The sequence below is a fragment of the Saccharothrix stipae genome (genome assembly GCF_054781895.1).
The window spans coordinates 807,300-825,684 of record NZ_BAAGTN010000007.1; the positions used below are offsets into that span (position 1 = coordinate 807,300).

At 73.0% G+C, this 18,385-nt stretch carries 13 protein-coding genes; 6 read left to right on the plus strand and 7 right to left on the minus strand.

Features of this window, described 5'->3' with window-relative positions:
* Positions 1-80: 80 nt before the first annotated feature.
* The 4 genes from ACYVLT_RS16330 to ACYVLT_RS16345 form a co-directional block, all read right to left on the minus strand.
* Positions 81-791 (minus strand): hypothetical protein, encoded by a 711-nt coding sequence (locus ACYVLT_RS16330; protein WP_461121027.1) that lies wholly within the window; start codon positions 789-791, stop codon positions 81-83.
* A gap of 42 nt (positions 792-833) precedes the next feature.
* Positions 834-2,849, minus strand: a complete 2,016-nt coding sequence (locus ACYVLT_RS16335; RefSeq protein ID WP_461121028.1) for a xanthine dehydrogenase family protein molybdopterin-binding subunit — start codon at positions 2,847-2,849, stop codon at positions 834-836.
* Positions 2,849-3,316: a (2Fe-2S)-binding protein gene (locus ACYVLT_RS16340; protein WP_461121029.1), complete on the minus strand. Its 468-nt coding sequence runs from the start codon at positions 3,314-3,316 to the stop codon at positions 2,849-2,851. The genes ACYVLT_RS16335 and ACYVLT_RS16340 overlap by 1 nt, the downstream gene beginning before the upstream one ends.
* A gap of 116 nt (positions 3,317-3,432) precedes the next feature.
* A complete protein-coding gene (locus tag ACYVLT_RS16345; protein ID WP_461121030.1) occupies positions 3,433-4,515 on the minus strand; it encodes a substrate-binding domain-containing protein in 1,083 nt (360 codons plus the stop codon).
* A gap of 208 nt (positions 4,516-4,723) precedes the next feature.
* Between ACYVLT_RS16345 and ACYVLT_RS16350 the strand changes: the two genes are divergently transcribed.
* The 3 genes from ACYVLT_RS16350 to ACYVLT_RS16360 all read left to right on the plus strand — a co-directional run bounded on the left by ACYVLT_RS16350 (position 4,724) and on the right by ACYVLT_RS16360 (position 8,632).
* On the plus strand, positions 4,724-6,202 hold the full coding sequence (locus tag ACYVLT_RS16350; RefSeq protein WP_461121031.1) for a glycoside hydrolase: 1,479 nt from the start codon (positions 4,724-4,726) through the stop codon (positions 6,200-6,202).
* A complete protein-coding gene (locus ACYVLT_RS16355; protein ID WP_461121032.1) occupies positions 6,199-7,590 on the plus strand; it encodes a BNR repeat-containing protein in 1,392 nt (463 codons plus the stop codon). The genes ACYVLT_RS16350 and ACYVLT_RS16355 overlap by 4 nt, the downstream gene beginning before the upstream one ends.
* A gap of 88 nt (positions 7,591-7,678) precedes the next feature.
* The gene (locus ACYVLT_RS16360) at positions 7,679-8,632 is read left to right on the plus strand and encodes an NAD(P)/FAD-dependent oxidoreductase (RefSeq protein ID WP_461121033.1); all 954 of its coding nucleotides are present in this window, start codon (positions 7,679-7,681) and stop codon (positions 8,630-8,632) included.
* On the opposite strand, the gene ACYVLT_RS16365 is transcribed toward ACYVLT_RS16360, so the two are convergent.
* Entirely contained in the window at positions 8,601-9,410 is an 810-nt protein-coding gene (locus ACYVLT_RS16365; protein WP_461121034.1) for a transglycosylase SLT domain-containing protein, read from the minus strand. The genes ACYVLT_RS16360 and ACYVLT_RS16365 overlap by 32 nt on opposite strands.
* A 407-nt stretch (positions 9,411-9,817) precedes the next feature.
* On the opposite strand from ACYVLT_RS16365, the gene ACYVLT_RS16370 reads away from it, so the two are divergent.
* On the plus strand, positions 9,818-9,958 hold the full coding sequence (locus tag ACYVLT_RS16370) for a hypothetical protein (RefSeq protein WP_461121035.1): 141 nt from the start codon (positions 9,818-9,820) through the stop codon (positions 9,956-9,958).
* A gap of 149 nt (positions 9,959-10,107) precedes the next feature.
* Positions 10,108-12,834 (plus strand): type 1 periplasmic-binding domain-containing protein, encoded by a 2,727-nt coding sequence (locus tag ACYVLT_RS16375; protein ID WP_461121036.1) that lies wholly within the window; start codon positions 10,108-10,110, stop codon positions 12,832-12,834.
* A gap of 64 nt (positions 12,835-12,898) precedes the next feature.
* On the opposite strand, the gene ACYVLT_RS16380 is transcribed toward ACYVLT_RS16375, so the two are convergent.
* Positions 12,899-14,308 carry a hypothetical protein gene (locus tag ACYVLT_RS16380; RefSeq protein ID WP_461121037.1) on the minus strand — a complete coding sequence of 470 codons (1,410 nt, stop codon included), beginning with the start codon at positions 14,306-14,308 and terminating at the stop codon, positions 12,899-12,901.
* 127 nt (positions 14,309-14,435) lie between these two features.
* Here ACYVLT_RS16380 and ACYVLT_RS16385 point away from each other — a divergent pair, with 127 nt between their 5' ends.
* A complete protein-coding gene (locus ACYVLT_RS16385; protein WP_461121038.1) occupies positions 14,436-17,516 on the plus strand; it encodes an AfsR/SARP family transcriptional regulator in 3,081 nt (1,026 codons plus the stop codon).
* A gap of 46 nt (positions 17,517-17,562) precedes the next feature.
* On the opposite strand, the gene ACYVLT_RS16390 is transcribed toward ACYVLT_RS16385, so the two are convergent.
* Positions 17,563-18,354, minus strand: a complete 792-nt coding sequence (locus tag ACYVLT_RS16390; RefSeq protein WP_461121039.1) for an SDR family NAD(P)-dependent oxidoreductase — start codon at positions 18,352-18,354, stop codon at positions 17,563-17,565.
* Positions 18,355-18,385: the final 31 nt, after the last annotated feature.

Sequence of the window (18,385 nt, forward strand, 5' to 3'; positions counted from 1 at the left end):
GGCCCCGCCCCCGGTTCGCGTTCCGGGAGGAACCCCCGGCACCGGGGTCCGACGCGGGCGAAGGTCGGTGCCCGACTCGATCACCAGGACATGTCGCCGGACTCGACTCGTGCGATGAACGTGGCCGCGTCCGGCGCGAGGAGCACGGCCGCCGACCAGTCGCCGCCGTCGGCCAGCACCACGGGCGCCGGATCGTGACACAGGTCGAACCCGAGGCGCTTGCGCGAGCCGTCGTCGCCGATGATCGCGATGCCGAGGCGCGCGGCTGCGGCGTCGCCCCGCGCGTCGCCGGCCGACACCGTCTCCGCCGGCGGGTAGAGGGTGAGGAAGCTGTCGCCCAACCACCCGCTGCGGAACCACGACTCGCCCTGCAGGTAACGCCGCCACGCCGTCGGCAGGGGACGGCCCGACGCGGCCCGCGCCCGGTCGAACTCCGCGTCCGGCACCGGACCGCGGTACTCGGCCTCGCGCACGATGGCGCCGACGATGTTGGCGTTGAACGAGTCCAGGTCCTCGGCGGGCACCCAGTGCTCCAGCACGTCACGCCCGCCGGCCTGCCGCACGGGGTAGCGGGCGAGGAAGTCGCGCCGCACGCTGAACCGCGTCACGAAACCGACGCCCTCGGCGGGGACGTTCCACTCCCGCGCGATCCTGGTGGCGTACCAGCGGTTCGCCACCGGGTAGAAGATCGGCTGGTCGGGCAGGCGCGGCGGCCAGGCCCGCCACTGCGACGCCGCCACCAGGTCCAGCTCCGCGCGTCCGGTCGGTCGCCACAGGTCCACCAGGTCCATGCGGAGAGGATAGGTCGACGTGATCGGGGCACCCGCGGATTTTCAGCCCACCTCGACCCCCACCGGCATGCCCGTGACGGGCCGTCCGGTGACGAATGCGACGGCCGCCGCCGCGGGTGGGAAGGCCAGCTCGCCCAGCCCGCCGATCGGGGCGTCCGACCGCACGAGCACCACGTCGATGTCCGGCGCCTGGTCGATGCGCGCCCACGCGTAGTCGCGGAACGACGACTGCACGACCCGCCCGTCCCGCACGGTGATCTGCGCGCCGGAGACCGTCGACACCGCGTCCATCACGCCGCCCTCGACCTGGGCGCGCACCCCGGACGGGTGCAGCACCGGGCCGACGTCGACCGCCGCGGTCACCCGGCGCAGCCGGCCGTCGGAGCCGTCGGCGATCACCGCGATCACCGAGCCGTAGTCGTCGTGGCACGCCACCCCGCGGGTGGAACCGGGCCGCACGCCACCCGCCCGTGCCGCCGCCGCGTCCAGCACCCGGCGCAGGCGCGAGTCGGCGGGCAGCAGCCGCCGGCGCAGGTCGACCTGGTCGAGCCCGGCGCGGTGGCCGAGCTCGCCGAGGAAGCTCTCCTCGGCGTACTGGAACTGCCCGGCGTAGACCGCGCGCCAGAAACCGGTGCGCAGCGGCGCGTCCCGCAGGGTCACGTCGACCCGGCCCGGCACCGAGTACGGGAAGTGATCACCGGCGGCCTTGATGATGGCGGGGTTGTTGAAGAACGGCATGATGGTCAACGGCCAGGTGGCGATCCCGTGCGCCCGCCACGTCGGCACGCCGGCGGCGTCGACCACGGCGGACAGCCGGTGCACCGACATCGGCCGGTACGAGTCGTGCCGCATGTCGTCGTCACGGGTCCAGAGCACGCTCACCGGCGCGCCCGCCGCCCGCGAGCAGGCGATGGCCTCCAGCACCGGGTCCGGCTCGATCCGCCTGCCGAACGCACCACCCGCCAACGTCGGCTCGACCCGCACGTTCGCCTGGTCGAGCCCGAACTGCCCGGCGAGCATCGCCCGCAGCGTGCCCGGGTCTTGCGTGGGCGTCCACACGGTGATGCCGGTCGCGGTCACGTGGGCGGTGGAGTTCATGGGTTCCATCGGCGCGTGCGCCAGCAGGGGCAGCTGGTAGGTGGCCTCGAACGCCACCGGCCCCGGCGCCGCGGGCACGGCGGGCAGCGCGGTCTCCAGCTCCGCGAGCCACTGCCGGCTGTCCGCGGTCGGCGTGCCGCCGCGCCAGGTCACGCGCAACGCCTCGCGCCCGCGCAGCGCCTCGGGCATCGACCGGGCGATCACCGCCACGCCGCCCTGCCCGGACGTCGCCGGGTCGAGCGCCGTCACCGCGACCACGCCGGGCACCGCGCGTGCCGCGCTGTCGTCCACCGCGTCGACCGTCGCGCCGAGCCACGGCGGCCGGGCCACGACGGCGACCAGCGCGCCCGGCGGGCGGGTGTCGATGCCGTAGCGGGCCTTGCCGGTGACGATCGCCTTGGCGTCCACGCGGCCGGCGCGCGTGCGGCCCAGCAGGCGCCACTGCTCGGGCGGGGTCAACGTCACCGGCACGGTCGTCGGGTCCAACGCCGCCGCGTCCCGCACCAGGCTCCCGTACCGCAGCACGCGGCGACCGTGGCGGACCGCGCCGTCGCGGGCCGCGCACTCCTCGACCGGCACGCCCCACCGCCGCGCCGCGGCCGCGACCAGCAGGCAGCGGGCGGTCGCGGCGGCCCGGCGCACCGGTTCGCTGAGCTGCCGGGCGGAGAACGAGTTGCCCACGCCCTGCGAGCCGAACCGGGCCGTGTCGCCGTGGGCCTGCTCCAGCCGGACGTCGTCCGGGCCGACCATCAGCTCCTCGGCCACCAGCAGCGCGACCATCGTGCGCACGCCCTGCCCCGAGTCCGGCTTGGGCGCGGTCGCGGTGATCCGGCCGCGGTCGTCCAACCGGACGAAGACGTTGGGCGCGAACTCGTCCGCCGCGTCGGCGACGCCCGGCAACACCACCGGCACGGTCACGACCAGCACACCGCCCAGGAACGTCCGCCGACTGACGTCCATCACCGACCCCGCTTCAACTGCGCGGCCCGGCGCACGGCGGCGCGGACCCGCGTGTAGGTGCCGCACCGGCACACGTTGTCGCGCAGGGCGGCGTCGATCTCGGCGTCGTCCGGGTCCGGGTTGGTCGCCAGCAGCGCGACCGTCGACATGATCTGGCCGGGCTGGCAGTAGCCGCACTGGGCGACGTCCAGCTCCAGCCAGGCCTGCTGCACCGGGTGGTCGCCGTCCTCCGACAAGCCCTCGATGGTCGTGATGCGCCTGCCCTGCGCCTCGCCCACGGTGGTGATGCACGGCCGTGCCGCCTCACCGTCCACAAGGGACGTGCAAGCGCCGCACGCGCCCACCCCGCACCCGTACTTCGGGCCGAGCAGGCCGAGTTGTTCCCGCAACGCCCACAGCAACGGCGTCCGCTCGGGCACGTCCACCCCGCGCCGTTCGCCGTTGACGTGCAACCGGTATCGCGCCACCGCGGGCCTCCTCCACGTTCGGCCTGCCCTCATCGTGGTGGGCCCTCGATCGGCCGGCAATCAATCGTTCAGCCCTCCGACGATGGCACCGGTACGGCCGACAGGCGGTTGTGCGCCTACTCCGGCCGGTCACGCGGTGCCCCGCACGACTCGCGCACGGTCAGGCTCGGCCAGAGGGCGACCCGGTGCACGGGCCGGTCGAGGGGGTCGGCGGCGCGGGCCAGGGCCAGTTGCGCGGCCAGCGCGCCGAGCCGGTGCTTCTGCGGCCGCACGGCGGTCAACGGCGGGTCGGAAGCCGCGGCCACCTCGTCGTCGTACGACACGACGGCCAGGTCGCGCGGCACGTCCAGGCCCCGGTCACGCGCGCGTTCGAGCAGGTCGATCGCCTCCCGGTCGGCGTGCACCAGCAACGCCCGCACCCCGGCCCGCACGCACCGGTCCAGCACGTCGTCGCACGCCTGCGCCCACCCCGGCGCCCCGTACGTCGGCACGTCGGCTACGGGCACCCCGTCCACCGGCAGGTCCAGCGACGACACGGCCGCCGCCCACCCGGCCCGGATCGCCGCCCGGTGCGGGCTCAGCCGCGACAGCACCAGGCCGACGGTGCGGTGCCCCAACGACGCCAGGTGCCGCACCGCCAGGCCCGCGCCCAGCGCGTGGTCGGTGACGGCGGCGTCCAGCCGGATCGTCGGCAGCTCCGGCGGCGGCATCCGTTCGATCAGCACCACCGGCACGGTCAACCCGCCCAGCCAGCGCATCAGGTCGAGCCCGGCGGGCCCGGTGGTGCTCGGCGCGACCAGCAACGCCTGCACACCGCGTTCGAGCAGCCGCACCACCTGCCGCCGGTCCTCGACCGCGTCGTAGCACGACGTGCGCAACGCCAGCCGCCCGCCCGCGGTGGTGACGGCGGCCTGCGCGCCCTGGATCACGGCGGGCCAGTAGTAGTCCTCGGACGGCGCGACCATGCCCACCAGCAGGTTCGCCGTCCGCGCCGGCGGCGGTGGCGGGTCGCCGTGGTGGGGCGTGGTGATGCCGCCGTGCACCCGGGACACCAGCCCGCGGTCGGCCAGGGCGGTCACGTCGCGGCGGACCGTCACCGCCGTGACGCCCAGCCGGTCCGCCAGGTCCGCGAGCCGGACCACCCCGTGCTCCCTCACCGCCGCGAGGATCAGTTCACGCCGCTGCACCGCGAGTCGCATGTCGGTCCCGATCGACTTTGATCGTTCCTGTTCGGTTCGTTGACCTTGGACTATGCCACGGACTGAAATGGCTCCACATCACTCCAGCAGGGGGATCGCCGCACCGTCTCGATTGGGCCACGTGCACGCCGCCGCCGTGCGCCCGACGTCCCCGGACACCGCCGGAGCACCCTGCACACCGAGTTCACCTTCTGACGAGGAGATTGGCGTGGACCCATCGGGAAGGCTCACCCGACGAACACTGCTCACGGCGGCCGGCGTCGCGGTCGCGGGCGGCGCGCTCGGTGCCGGCGTGGCCGCGGCCGACGCCACCATCGGCGTCGACCCCGCCGCCAACCAGGGCACGTGGGAGGGTTGGGGCACGTCGTTGGCGTGGTGGGCGAACGTGTTCGGTGACCGGGACGACTTCGCCGACCTGTTCTTCACCACCGGGACGATGACCTACAACGGTGCGGCGTTGCCGGGTCTGGGGCTGAACATCGCCCGCTACAACCTGGGTGCGTCGAGCTGGAACGCGGTGAACGGCGAGCGGATGGTCGCCTCGCCCAACATCCCGCGGTTCAAGCAGATCGAGGGTTTCTGGCAGGACTGGAACAACGAGGACCCGGCCTCGGCGGCGTGGAACTGGAACGCCGACGCCAAGCAGCGCGCGGCCCTGGTCAAGGCGACCCAGCGGGGTGCGATGAGCGAGTTGTTCGCGAACTCGCCGATGTGGTGGATGTGCAACAACCACAACCCTTCCGGCGCGGCGAACGCGGCCGACGACAACCTCCAGTCGTGGAACCACCGCCAGCACGCCCACCACCTCGCGGTCACCGCCCGCCAGGCCCGTGACCGGTGGGGCGTCACCTTCCGCACGGTGGACCCGTTCAACGAGCCGTCCTCGGCCTACTGGCACGCCAACGGCACGCAGGAGGGCTGCCACATCGGCGCCACCACGCAGCGCAGCGTGCTGGCCCACCTGCGCACCGAACTGGACCGGCAGGGCCTGACCGGTACGGGGATCTCGGCGTCCGACGAGACCAGCTACGACCTCGCCCGCACCACCTGGAACAGCTTCGACGCCGCCACCAAGGGACGCGTGCGCCAGGTGAACGTGCACGGCTACCAGGGCCTGGGCGGCCGCCGCGACCTGCTCGGCAACGACGTCCGCGCCGCGGGCAAGGTCCTGTGGAACTCCGAGCACGGCGACGGCGACGGCTCCGGCATGCAGACCGCCCGGTGCCTGCTGATGGACTTCCGCTGGCTCAAGCCGACCGCCTGGTGCTACTGGCAGGTCATGGACCCCACCGCCGGCTGGGGCGCCATCCGCTACGACGGCAACACCGGCCAAGCGGGCGCGGTGGAGACCAAGTACCACGTGCTGGCCCAGTTCACCCGGCACATCCGACCCGGCATGCGGATCCTCGGCACCGGCGTCGACTACGCGGTGGCCGCGCACGACCCGACCGCGCGCCGACTGGTGGTCGTGGCGGCCAACGCGGGCGCGGCGCAAACGCTGACGTTCGACCTGTCGCGGTTCGGCCAGGCGCCCGACGGCGTGGTCACCCGGTGGTCCACGCTCACCTCCGGCTCGGGCGACCGGTACACCCGGCGGCAGGACGTGCGGGTGGCCGGGAAGGCCGTGCGGGTGCCGTTCGCGGCGGGTTCGGTGCAGACGTTGCAGGTCGACGGGGTGGTCCTGTGAAGACGCCGTTCGTGGCGGCGGTCGTGCTGGCCGCGTCCTTGGCGCAGCCGGGTGTGGCGAACGCCGCGCCGGGCGTCACCCTGCTGTCCGACACCCTGCTCGACCAGTCGGCGCTGTACTTCGTCTCCTACGACGGCCTGGTCAACAACAACGCGTTCCAGGACGCCCTGATCACCTACAACGGCCACCAGTACGCGGCCTGGTACACGTCCGCTCGCAACGCGGTCGTCGCGCGGCGACCGCTGGGCGGCGAGTGGGAGAAGGCGGTGCTGCCGCACCGGCTGAGCACCAACGACTCGCACAACGTGATCTCGCTGGGCATCTCGCCCCAGGACGGCACCCTGCACGTCGCGATGGACACCCACAACACGCGGCTGCACTACTCGAAGTCCGTGGCGGGCCTGGCCTCGCAGCCCGGTTCGCACCGCTGGTCCCCGTCGGTCTTCGGGACCGTGCAACGGACCCTGGGCGGCGTCGAGCTGGGGAACATGACCTACCCGCAGTTCGTCGTCACGCCCGAGGGCGCGTTGCAGTTCAGCTACCGCACCGGCGGGTCGGGCAACGGCGTGAACGAGTTGGCCGAGTACACCGGCGGCACGTGGCGTCGGCTGGGCGCGTGGTCGTCCGCGACCGGCAACTACACCGGGCCGAACGGCGTCGTGTCGACCACCCGCAACATGTACCTGCACGGCCTCACCTACGACCGGCGCGGTCGGCTGCACGCGGCGTTCACCTGGCGTGAGGGCAACGCGGGCGTGCTGTGCAACCCGGGCGGCCTGACCAACCACGACACCGGCTACGTCTACAGCGACGACCGGGGCCGGACGTGGCGCAACGCGGCGGGCGCGGTCGTCGGCAACACCGGTGGCACGCGGGTGTCGGTGGGCTCGCCGGGCCTGGTCGTCGACCCGCTCGACCCGAACCACGGTCTGATGAACCAGGAGGGGCAGGCGGCCGACTCCACCGGCACGCCGCACGTGGTGATCAGCTACGTGCCGGGCCGGTTCACGCAGTGCGTGTCGAACTACGCGCAGCAGCGCACGCAGTACGGCCGGACGTTCCACGTCGTGCGCAACGCGAACGGGACGTGGACCAAGCGCGAGGTCCCCGTGCCGCCCGGCAGCACCCAGCGCACGAAGCTCGTCTTCGACCGGTCCGACAACGCCTACCTGGTGATGCCGCGGGGCCGGATCGTGTCGGCGAGCCGGGCCAGCGGGTGGACCGACTGGGCGCTCGTGTTCGACCGGCCGTCGATGAACGCGTTCGGCGAGGTCAACGTCGACACGTCCAGGCTGGCGGTCGACGGGGTGCTGTCGGTGCAGTACCAGCAGCGCTCCAGCGGCACCACGCCGTCGCCGATCCGGGTGGCCGACTTCCGGCTCGGCTGAGCGGGGGAGCGATCCGCCTCACGGATGTCACAACGAGCGGTGCCGCGGTGTCTCAAGGCCGGAAGTTCCGGAAACCGGAGGAGGCACCGTGGCTACGAGCACCGATGTCGTCGTGATCGGCGGCGGGTACGCCGGTGTCATGGCGGCCAACCGCCTGACGCGAGGCGACGGCGTGACCGTGACCCTGATCAACCCGCGTCCCGCGTTCGTCGAGCGGATCCGCCTGCACCAGCTCGTGGGCGGGTCCGACGACGCGGTGGTCGACTACCGGGAGGTGCCGGGTGCGGCCGAGTTCGCCCACCCGATCGCGACCCTGGAGGACGCGCGGCGGCTGCGGCCGGCCCTCGACGCCGTGCCCGCGACGGCCGCGGTGACCGTGGTCGGAGCCGGTCCGACCGGTATCGAGACGGCCGCCGAACTGGGCGGCGTGACCGTGCTCGACGGTGCCGGCACGACCGTGACGGCGGTGACGCGCGCCGCCGTGCGGCTCGACGGCGGCGGGGAGCTGCCCAGCGAGGTGACCGTCTGGACCGCCGGCTTCGGCGTGCCCGACCTGGCCGCGCGCAGCGGGCTGAGCACCGACGCCCTGGGCCGTCTGCGCACCGACGAGACGTTGACCAGCGTGGACGGCCCGCACATCGTCGCGGCCGGCGACTCGGCGGCACCGTCGGACCTGCCGCTGCGGATGAGCTGCCAGGCCGCGATGCCGCTGGGCGCGCGGGCCGCGGACACGGTGCTCAGCCGGATCGCCGGTGAGCGGCCCGAGACCCTCAACCAGGTGTTCGCCGGCCAGTGCCTCGGCCTGGGCCGACGCGGCGACCTCTTCCAGTTCGCCCACCGGCACGACGTCGCGCTGTGGTTGCACGTCGACGGTCGCCTCGGCGCGAGGATCAAGGAGTTCGTGCGCCGCGGCATCGTCGAGCACCTGGCGGACGAGGCGCACCGGCCCGGTTCGTACCGCTTGCACCGCGTCCCGGGAAATTCGAAGCGCGGTGAACTGCTGCGCGGCGTCAGTACCCGACGTACCCGGTGCCCGCGTTGATCCCGACCAGGCCGGGGTGCCTGGCGAAGCCGCCGTAGCGCGCGTAGGTGTAGCGGACGCCCGCGATGATGTTGTCGACCGGGGCGTAGATGTCGTTGTAGCCGGGCAGCTTGTGCGTCTGGAACGTCGGGTCGATGCACTGCATCAGGCCCTTGGAGGGTGTGCCGCGGGCGGCGTTGGAGTCCCAGGTGTTGACGGCGTTGGGGTTGCCGTTGGACTCCTTGATGATGATCGTGTAGATCTCGTCGAGGCTGTCCTCGTTGATCGGGGTGCCGTTGGCGGCCAGGACCTTGATCGCCTCGCGGATCCAGCCCTCGATCTGGCGCTGCTTCGGTGGCTTGCGCGCCTCCGCGGCCGCCCGGGCCTCCTCGGCCGCCTTCGCCTCGGCCGCCTTGCGCGCCGCGTACCCGTCCTGCGCCACGCCGCTGGCCTGGTTGAACGTCTGGAGCGCGGACAGCTGCTCCTGGCGGATGATCCGGGCGGTCTCCGAACCGAGGTCGACCGCGTGCACGGTGTCGACCTTGCCGGTGCGGACCGTGTCGTCCGGCACACCGCCGAAGTCGGCGCCGCCGGCCATCGGGCTGAACGGGCCGCTCATCGCGTGGGCCGCGGCCCCGGCGCCGGACACGATGCCGACGGCCACCGCGACACCGGCGATGCGCCGGGGGAGCACCCGCTCCGACTCGGCGCGGTGCGCGCCCTTGTAACCGGGCGGCGGTGTGGGTACCTGGAACGTGGTCTGGTCGTGTTTGCTCTTGTGACGGACGTGCCGAGCCAAGGGTGCAGCCTCCTGCGGTCGGGGAACTCCGTCACCGGACCTGGCGGGGGATCCAGGTGGACTTGGGCCGTATCGGGGGATGTCGGGCCCGTGTCCCTTCGGTGATGGAACCGTGATCTGCGGCCGAGAACGTAACCGTTCGTGTTTTGACGAGGCAAGCAATGGGCGGTAATGGGTGACGCTCGTCACGTTTGCAGGTGAGCGCCGCTACTCTGTGTCGCCCAGGGCGTCACGCTGGTGTCAAAACGGTAACGGCCGCGGTTACGGCCCGGCCCTGAACGGCGCGAACGTCGGGCTCACCGCCACGACCGCACCCGTCAACGGGCTGCCGGTGAGCTGCCGGGCGGGGCCGAGCGCGGCGGCGACCTGTTCGCGCAACCCGTCCTCGGTCGACCACTCGGACCGGTGTGCGGAACAGGGACGCGCCCGGCGCCTACCCCCGCGACAACGGGTACTCCTCGATCTCCGGCCGCGCTCCGCCGCGTCCACCGGGCCGGTTCCGCGCCATCCCGCACGAGCCCGGACCGCCCGGCGTGCCGTGGCCGTGACCCCGAACCCGACCCGAACCCGCAAGACTGCGGTGACGTGGGGAAACAGTGGCGAAACCGCCCGAACCGGACCACCCCGGCGACTACAGTCGGAAGTCCTGCGTCACGCCGGAGAGGGTGCGACGAGGCTGGTCCGCACGAGGAGTCCGGTGGCCGAAGACGGTGCAGGGCAAGGTTTTTCGTCGGTCGAGGTCGTGGACGAGCTGGTGAAGCTCCTCCAAGACCTCACCGAACGACCGAGGTTCGGCGAGCTGCCCGGCCGCCGGGCGGGCGCGCGGGCGGGTGGCGATCGGGGCATCCCGTTGGTCTGCCTGGTCCGCGGCAAGCAGGCCGACGGTCTGCTCGGCGCGCTCCGCTCGCACCTGCGGGGCGCGCACCCGGGCCGCGTGCCGCACGCCTACCACCGCTTCCCCGACCCCCAACCGGACGTCGTCACGCCCGAGCCCGCCACGGTCGAGGCGGTCGGCTCGGTGCTGGTGCAAGTCGCCCGCGAGCTGGCCCACGGCGCCAACGACCGCTACGGGCGGCACGAGTTCCGCCGCTTCGAACTCGTCTACTGGCTGATGAACCAGCGCGTGGACGGCTCGAACTCGGAGTCGGCCGCGACGTTGCTGACCCGATTACGGGAGCGTGACCTGAGCCGCCGCAGCGGTGACGACCTGAAGGACGTGCTGGACAGCGCCGCGGAGACCGCGCCGTGGTGGGTGCGGCTGGTCGTGCGGCTCGTCCCGTCCTTCCTGTTCCGGGCGAAGCTGCGCGGGCTCGTGCCGGGCAGCGAGTACCGGTGGCTGCTGCGCCAGCCCTACCTCGCGCCGCACGACCCGGGCACGTTCATCGGCTTCGCCGAGCGGCTCACGTCGGCGCTGGTGCCCGGCCAGAGCGCCGAGCCGCGCGAGGACACCGGCCAGTTGGCGAAACTGCTGGTCAACGCGTTCCTGGAGGACGTGCGCCGCGCCTACCGCCGGTCGTGGTGGCGGATCAGGTCGGCCCGCCGCACGGTGTACCCGGTGGTGCTGCTGGACGGCATCCGCCGCGACAACGGCGGCTACGCCGTGCTGAAGATCATCAACGACGTCCGCAACGACACCGGCGCGTTCGACCCGCTGGTGATCATCAGCGGCAGCGCCAAGGTGCCGCCGGACGCGGAGACCACGGCCGAACGCGCGCCGGCCCCGGTCGGCCAGGCCGTGCACGCCTACGAGACGTGGGCCCGCAAGCTGGCCACCGACAGCCGCGCCCGCCGCCCCACCGCCTGGTTCCTGCCGTTGCAGGTGCCCGACGTCTCCGTCGAGCGGGGCGAGGTGCCGCCCACGGCCACGCTGTCGGTGCGCCAGGCACCGGTCTGGTCGCGGACCTCGGTGCTGGTGGTCGTCGTGCTGCTGCTGCTCGCGTCGGTCGCCACGGTCGGCTACCGGCACGTGCGCGGGATCAACGCCGCGAACGCGCAGTGGCGCCACGAGCACTGCGGGCTCGACCAGGACAACCCCGACGCGCACACCCTCAAGCGGATCGGCGACGATTGCGTGGGCGTCACCACGGGCCACGTGCCGTTGTTCGGCCAGGCCGACGGCGAGGACCTCAAGCGCTTCAACCGGATCCAAGAGCTGATCGTGGACCAGAACCGGCGGGTGCTGGAGGCGCACGCACGCGACACCAGCCGCCCCTACGCGACCGTGGTGTACGTGTCGGCGATGAGCGCCGGCCGCGACGCGTTGGCCAGCAACACCGCCCGGCTGGTCGGCGTCGCGGCCCGCCAGGCGCGGCTGCTCGACCGCACCGACTCCGACGACCCGCTGATCCGGATCCTGCTCAGCAACGCGGGGTCGGCCATGCAGCACGGTGAGGTGGTCGCCGACAAGCTCCGGTCGATGCTGGAGCACGACAAGAGCATCATCGGTGTGGTCGGCATGGCGTTGAGCAGCACGCCGACCAGGAACACCATCACCGCGCTGGGCGAGGTCGGCCTGCCGGTGGTCGCCGCGACGCTCTCGGACGACGCCATGCCCACCGCGTCCCGGATGTACTTCCAGGTCTCGCCGACCAACGACCGCCAGGCGCAGGTCGCGGCGGGGCACGTGCGCGCGGCGCACCCGGACAAGCGGGGCGTGGTGATCGTGCACTCCAGCGCCGAGGAGGACTCCTACGCGGCCAACCTGCGCGTCGACGTGGCGAAGAGGTTCGGCGAGCAGGGGCTGCGGGTGCGCGAGGAGCCGTACCGCCCGGTGTCGGCCGAGCAAGGCTCCGACGCCAGGCGCCTCGGCCAGGACCTGTGCGCCGTGGGCGACGAGGACGTGGTGTTCTTCGCGGGCAGGCCCGCGGACTTCGGCAAGCTGATGGACGGGCTGAGCGCCGGGTGCAAGAACGACCCGCCCGCGCTGCTCGCCGGTGACGACGTCGCCCGGTACGCGGCCGACGACACGTTGCGCGGGCAGCACCCCGAGATCCCGTTCGAGTACGTGTCGTTCGCGATCGGCGCCCAGGGCTGCGCGGCGGCGACCGAGATGCACCAGACGTTGCGCGAACTCCTGCCGGAGGAGTGCGAGGGCGAGGCGAACCCGTCGCTGGACGGCCACGCCGCCCTCACCTACGACGCGCTGTACCTCTTCGTGCACGCCATGATCCAGCTGGGGAGGATCCCCGTCTCGCCGGGCCACATCTGGAAGGAGATGGGCGACATCGGCGGGGCGAGGGCGTTGTCCGGCGAGAGCGGCGTGATCGACTTCGGCGGCGGTCAGGTGCCGATCGACAAGTTCCTGGCCGTGCTCCGGGTGTCCGACGGCGAACCGCCCACCGTCCTGGCCTCGTGCGGCGACTACCCGAACCGGCAGGACGTCGACCTCCGCCGCGCCCCGTGGTGCCCGACGACGCCACGCTGATCCCGGACCGCGCCCACCAGGACGCGGAGCCGGTCGGAACCGGCTCCGCGTCCTGGATCGACCGTCAGCCCATCGTCACCCTGCTCATGACGCCGCCGGGGAGCATGTCCTTCCAGGCGGTGTTGAGTTCGCCTTCCTTGACCAGGACGGTGCCGTCCTGCTTGAGGATGGCGACGCGGTTGCCGGCGAGTTCGACGTCGGTCATGACGCCGCCGGGGAGCATGTCCTTCCACCCGGCGTTGAGTTCGCCTTCCTTGACGAGCACGGTGCCGTCCTGCTTGACGATGCCGACGCGGTTGCCGGCCAGCGCGACGTCCTTCATGACACCGCCCGGCAGCATGTCCTTCCAGGCGGTGTTGAGTTCGCCTTCCTTCACGAGGACGGTGCCGTCCTGCTTGAGGATGGCGACGCGGTTGCCGGCGAGTTCGACGTCGGTCATGACGCCGCCGGGGAGCATGTCCTTCCACCCGGCGTTGAGTTCGCCTTCCTTGACGAGCACGGTGCCGTCCTGCTTGACGATGCCGACGCGGTTGCCGGCCAGCGCGACGTCCTTCATGACACCGCCCGGCAGCATGTCCTTCCAGCCCGCGTTGAGCTCACCCTCCTTCACCAGCACCGTGCCGTCCGACTTCAGGATGGCGATGCGGTTGCCGGACAGCTCGACGTCCTTGATCACACCGCCGGGCAGCATGTCCTTCCACCCGGCGTTCAGCTCGCCTTCCTTGACCAGCACGGTGCCGTCCTGCTTGACGATGCCCACCCGGTCACCGGACACGGAGATGTCCTTGATGACCCCGCCGGGGAGCATGTCCTTCCAGCCGGCGTTCAGCGGGCCCTGCTTCACCAGCGCGGTGCCGTCGTGCTTGATGATGCCGATCCGACCGCCGGTCGGCGTGCCGCCGGTGCCGTCGACGATCTTGTCGTAGCGGATGCCCCGGTAGGAGGTCATCTCAGACCAGGAGTTGACGTTGTGGTTGGTCTTCTGCCCGTAGGTGTTCTCCGAGTAGACCCAGGCGCCCTTGGTGTGGTCGTTCGGGTCGACCCACTTCTCGAACAGCTCCATGTGGCCGCTCTTCAGCACGGCGTCGCCGGGCAGCAGGTCGTGCAGGCTGCCCAGCCACGACTTGCCGTCCCAGCTGTGGAAGTCGCCGGTGTTCAGGTCCCAGCCGTCGGACTTCTTCGGCAGGTGCCAGGCCATCGCCACGAGGCCCGAGCAGTCGGGGCGGTAGGAGTGGCCGTCGCCGTCGGAGATCGCGTCCGCCTGGTCCTGGCTGTACCAGGTGTCGCCGCGGTCGTACCAGTACTTGGCTCTCGCGATCACCTCGGCGCGCGTGATCGTGCCGCCGACCGCCGAGGCCGCCTCGGCCTGCCGCTCGACCACGACGCCGGTGGCGATGACGACGCCGGCCGCCAGCAGGGCGACCACGACCACCGTCCGCACCACCCGGAACAGCGCGTGCACAACGTTCACCATGTGACACCTCTTTCCTGTTCGTCACTGCAAGGGGACGGCGGAAGTCTGCGTCGCGGCGTTGAACCGGCCTTGACTCGCGACTGACTCGCGGCTGACGCCGCGGCTAGACTCCGATCAGGGGGAGGGAGTGGCTCTGAGCGGGACGTTGTCGGGCGGCACGATGCGGTTCCGGTTGCTCGGTCCGCTGCAACTGGCGAACGAGACCGGCTGGACCGGCGTCCCGGCCGCGCAGCAGCGGCTGGTGCTGGCCCTGCTGGTCATCCACGCCGGTCGGACCGTGCCGACCGAGCGGCTCGTGGACGAGCTGTGGGGCGAGCGACCGCCCGCGACCGCGACGAACACCGTGCAGGCCTACGTGCTGCGGCTGCGCAAGGCGCTGGGTGACCAGCGCGGCGAGCTGCTGGCCACGCGGCCCGGTGGCTACCAGCTCGTCGCCGATCCGGGCGACATCGACGTGTCGGCCTTCGAACGCGGCGTCGCCGAGGCCCGGCAGCGGCTGGCCGACCGCGAACCGGCCCGGGCGGCGGAGCTCCTCGCCGCCGCGCTCGCGCTGTGGCGGGGTCCGGCGCTCGCCGACGTGCCGCAGACCGGGCTCGTCGCCGCGGAGGCCGCGCGGCTGGAACGGCTGCGGCTGATGGCCGTCGAGACCCACATGGCCACCGAGCTGCGGCTGGGCCGGCACGTCGACGTGGTCGGCGAACTGTCCCGCCTGGTGGCCGAGCACCCGCTCGCCGAGGCGTTGCGCGGCCAGTTGATGCTCGCGCTCTACCGCAGCGGACGGCGGGCCGACGCGCTGGAGACCTACCGCCGTGGACACGCCGTGCTGGTGGAGGAACTCGGCGTCGAGCCGACCCGCGAGCTCGTCGACCTGTACCGGGCGATCCTGGACGACGACCCGGAGCTCGCGCGGGACGCCCAGCCGGAACAGATGGCCGTGCCCGGTGCGACACCGCACCAGCTCCCACCCGACATCCCCGACTTCACCGGCCGGGCGCACCACGTCCGGCACGTCTCGGACGTCCTCACCGGGCCCGGCACCGCGACGCCGGTCGTCGCGGTCACCGGTCGGGCCGGTATCGGCAAGACCACCCTCGCCGTGCACGTGGCGCACCGGCTGCGCGAGTCGTTCCCCGACGGCCAGCTCTACGTCGACCTGCACGGCGTCGACGGCGACCCGCGCACCGGCGACGACCCGGTGGCGCCGGCCGACCCGCACGACGTGCTGGCCAGGTTCCTCACCGCACTCGGCCTCGACGGCCGTGCGCTGCCCACCGGGCTGGAGGAACGCGCGGAGTCCCTGCGCTCGCTCCTGGCCCGCAGGCGGGTCCTGGTCGTGCTGGACAACGCGGCCGACGAACGGCAGGTCCGGCCGCTGCTGCCCGGCACACCCAGCTGCGCGGTGCTGGTGACCAGCCGGCGGCGGCTGACCGGGCTGGCCGCCACGTGGGTCACCATGGACCAGCTCAGCCCGGACGCGGCGCTGGAGCTGCTGGGCAGGCTGGTCGACCCGCGTCGCCTCGCCGCGGAGCCCGTCGCGGCCAAGGCCATCGTGGCGCGCTGCGACCACCTGCCGCTCGCCGTGCGGATCGCGGGCGCCCGGCTCGCCAACCGTCCGCAGTGGACACTGGCGCGGCTGGCCGACCGGCTCGACGGCGCGGCCGGCCGCCTGGACGAGCTGGCGACCGGCGACCTGGCGGTCCGCACCAGCCTCGCGGCGAGCTACACCGCGCTCGAACCGGGGGCGCGGCGGGCGTTCCGGGTGCTCGGCGTGCTCGACGCGCCCGATTTCGCCGCGTGGGTGCCCGCGGCCCTGCTCGACACCGACCCGGCCGAGGCGGAGGCCCGGCTGGACGCGTTGGTCGACGCCCAGCTCGTGGTCTGCACCGGCGCGGGACCGGACGGCAGGCTCCGCTACCGCCTCCACGACCTGGTCCGGTTGTTCGCCCGGGAACGGGCCGAGTCCGAGGAACCCGCCGAGGCCAGGGCCGCGGCGCTCACCAGGGTGCTCGGCGGCTGGCTCACCCTGGCCGCCGCGGCCGACGCCACCCTGACCGAACGGGTCGCGTCGGACGTCGACGGCTCGGCGGTGCGGTGGCCCGCGTCGGCCGAGGACGTCGACGGCGATCCGATCGCGTGGTTCGACGCCGAGCACACCGCGCTGGTCGCCGGCGTCGAGCAGGCCGGTCGCGCCGGGCTCGCCGGGCACGCCTGGGAACTCGCCACCCTGGCGGTCAACTACTTCGCCTTCCGGGGGCGCTACGACGACTGGTGGCGCACCCACGAACTGGCGTTGCGCGCGTGCGCGGCGGCCGGTGACGGGTTCGGCGCCGCGGTGCTCACCCGCAGCCTCTGCTACCTGCGGATGACCGGCGTGCGCGTCCCGGAGCTGGATCTCGTCGCGGCGCTGCGGGCGTTCCGGGCGGCGGGGGACCGGCGCGGCGAGGCCGACCTGCTGGGGCTCATGGCGTTCGCCCGGCGGCACGACGTCGAACGCGCCGTGCGGGACGGCGACGCGGCCATGGCGATGGCCGTGGCGAGCGGCTACGAGCTGGGTCGGTGCCGGCTGTGGTACCTGCGCGCGATCATCCACCGTGAACAGGGCCGCTACCGGGAGGCGACGGACGCCGCCGAGGAGTGCCTCGCCCTCGCGCAGCGGGTCGGCACGGCGCACGACCGGGTGCTGGCGCTGTGGGAGCTGGCGGCGGCGTGCCGCGACGGGCAGGCGGCGTTGTCGATCAGGGACCGGCTCTCGGCCGGCATCGACCAGTGCCGCGTCCGGGGTGAGCGGCTGCTGGCCGCCTACCTCGACCTGGCCGCGGGCGAGCTGGAACTGAGGTTCGAGCTCGCCGACCCGAGCCCGCGGCTGCAACGGGCGCTGGCCCTGTTCTACCAGCACGGTGTGCTGTTGGGGCAGGTGATGGGGCTGCGCCTGGCGGGTGAGCTGTCGTGCCGCCAAGGCCAGGCCGCGGTCGCGGTCACCCAGTTGACCAGGGCCGCCCGGCTCGCCGCCAAGATCGGCAACCAGCGCGAGCGCGCGGCCGCGCTCAAGGTGCTCGGCGTCGCGCACCAGGACGTGGGCGCCACCGTGACCGCCGTGGAGACGTGGCGGGAAGCGCTCGCACTGCTCGCCGCCCTCGGCGACCGCACCGAGTCCGCCGCCGTGGCGGCGCTGCTCGGCGACGTCGAGCCCGCCATCCCCGGCGCCTGACCAGTGCCCCGGCCACGACCATCCCGCGTGCGCCCGGACGCCGCGGTCAGTCGTCCAGGCTGCCCATCGTCAGGTTGACGGTCGTCCCCGTCATGCCGCTCGCCTTGTCGGAGGCCAGGAAGACGGCCGTGTCCGCCAACTCCGCGAACGTCATGAGCCGGCGCGGGTGGGTCCGGGCCGCGAGGAAGCCCTGCCACTGCTCCCAGGTCATCCCGGTCGCCGCGGCGCGTTCCTCGAAGGCTTCCCTGATCGCGGGCGTCTCCGGGATGGCCTGTGGCCGCAGGCCGACCACTCGCACGCCGTGGGGCGCGAGTTCGGCGGACAGGCTCCGGGTGAGCCCTTCCTTGGCGGCCATCGCCGGACCGTAGCCGCCGACCAGGGGGATGCCCGTGCGCGAGTGGAGCGCGGTGACGGTCATGATCACGCCGGACTTCCGCTCGACCATCCGCCGGGCCGCGGCGCGCGCGGTCAGGAAGTACGAGGTCACGTAGCTCGTGATCGGCAGGGAGAACCGCTCGACGTCCAGGTCGGTCAGGGGCACGCCGAGGATGCCCGCGTTCGGTATCCCGATCGCGTTGAACGAGATGTCGACGCGTCCGGCCTTCTCGACCACGGACCGGAGGTGCTCGTCCACGGCCTGCTCGTCGAGCGCGTCGACCTCAGCCGCCTCGGCGGAACCGCCGGCCGAGGCGATGTCCCCGGCGACGACCTCGACGGCGGCCGGGCGGCGTCCGGTGAGGAAGACTTCGGCGCCCTCGGCCGCGAACGCGCGTGCGACCGCGCCACCGATCGCCCCGCCGGCTCCGTAGATCACCGCGACCTTGCCGTTCAGCATCATCTCTGCTCCCTTTCGCGCACGACGTCCGGCC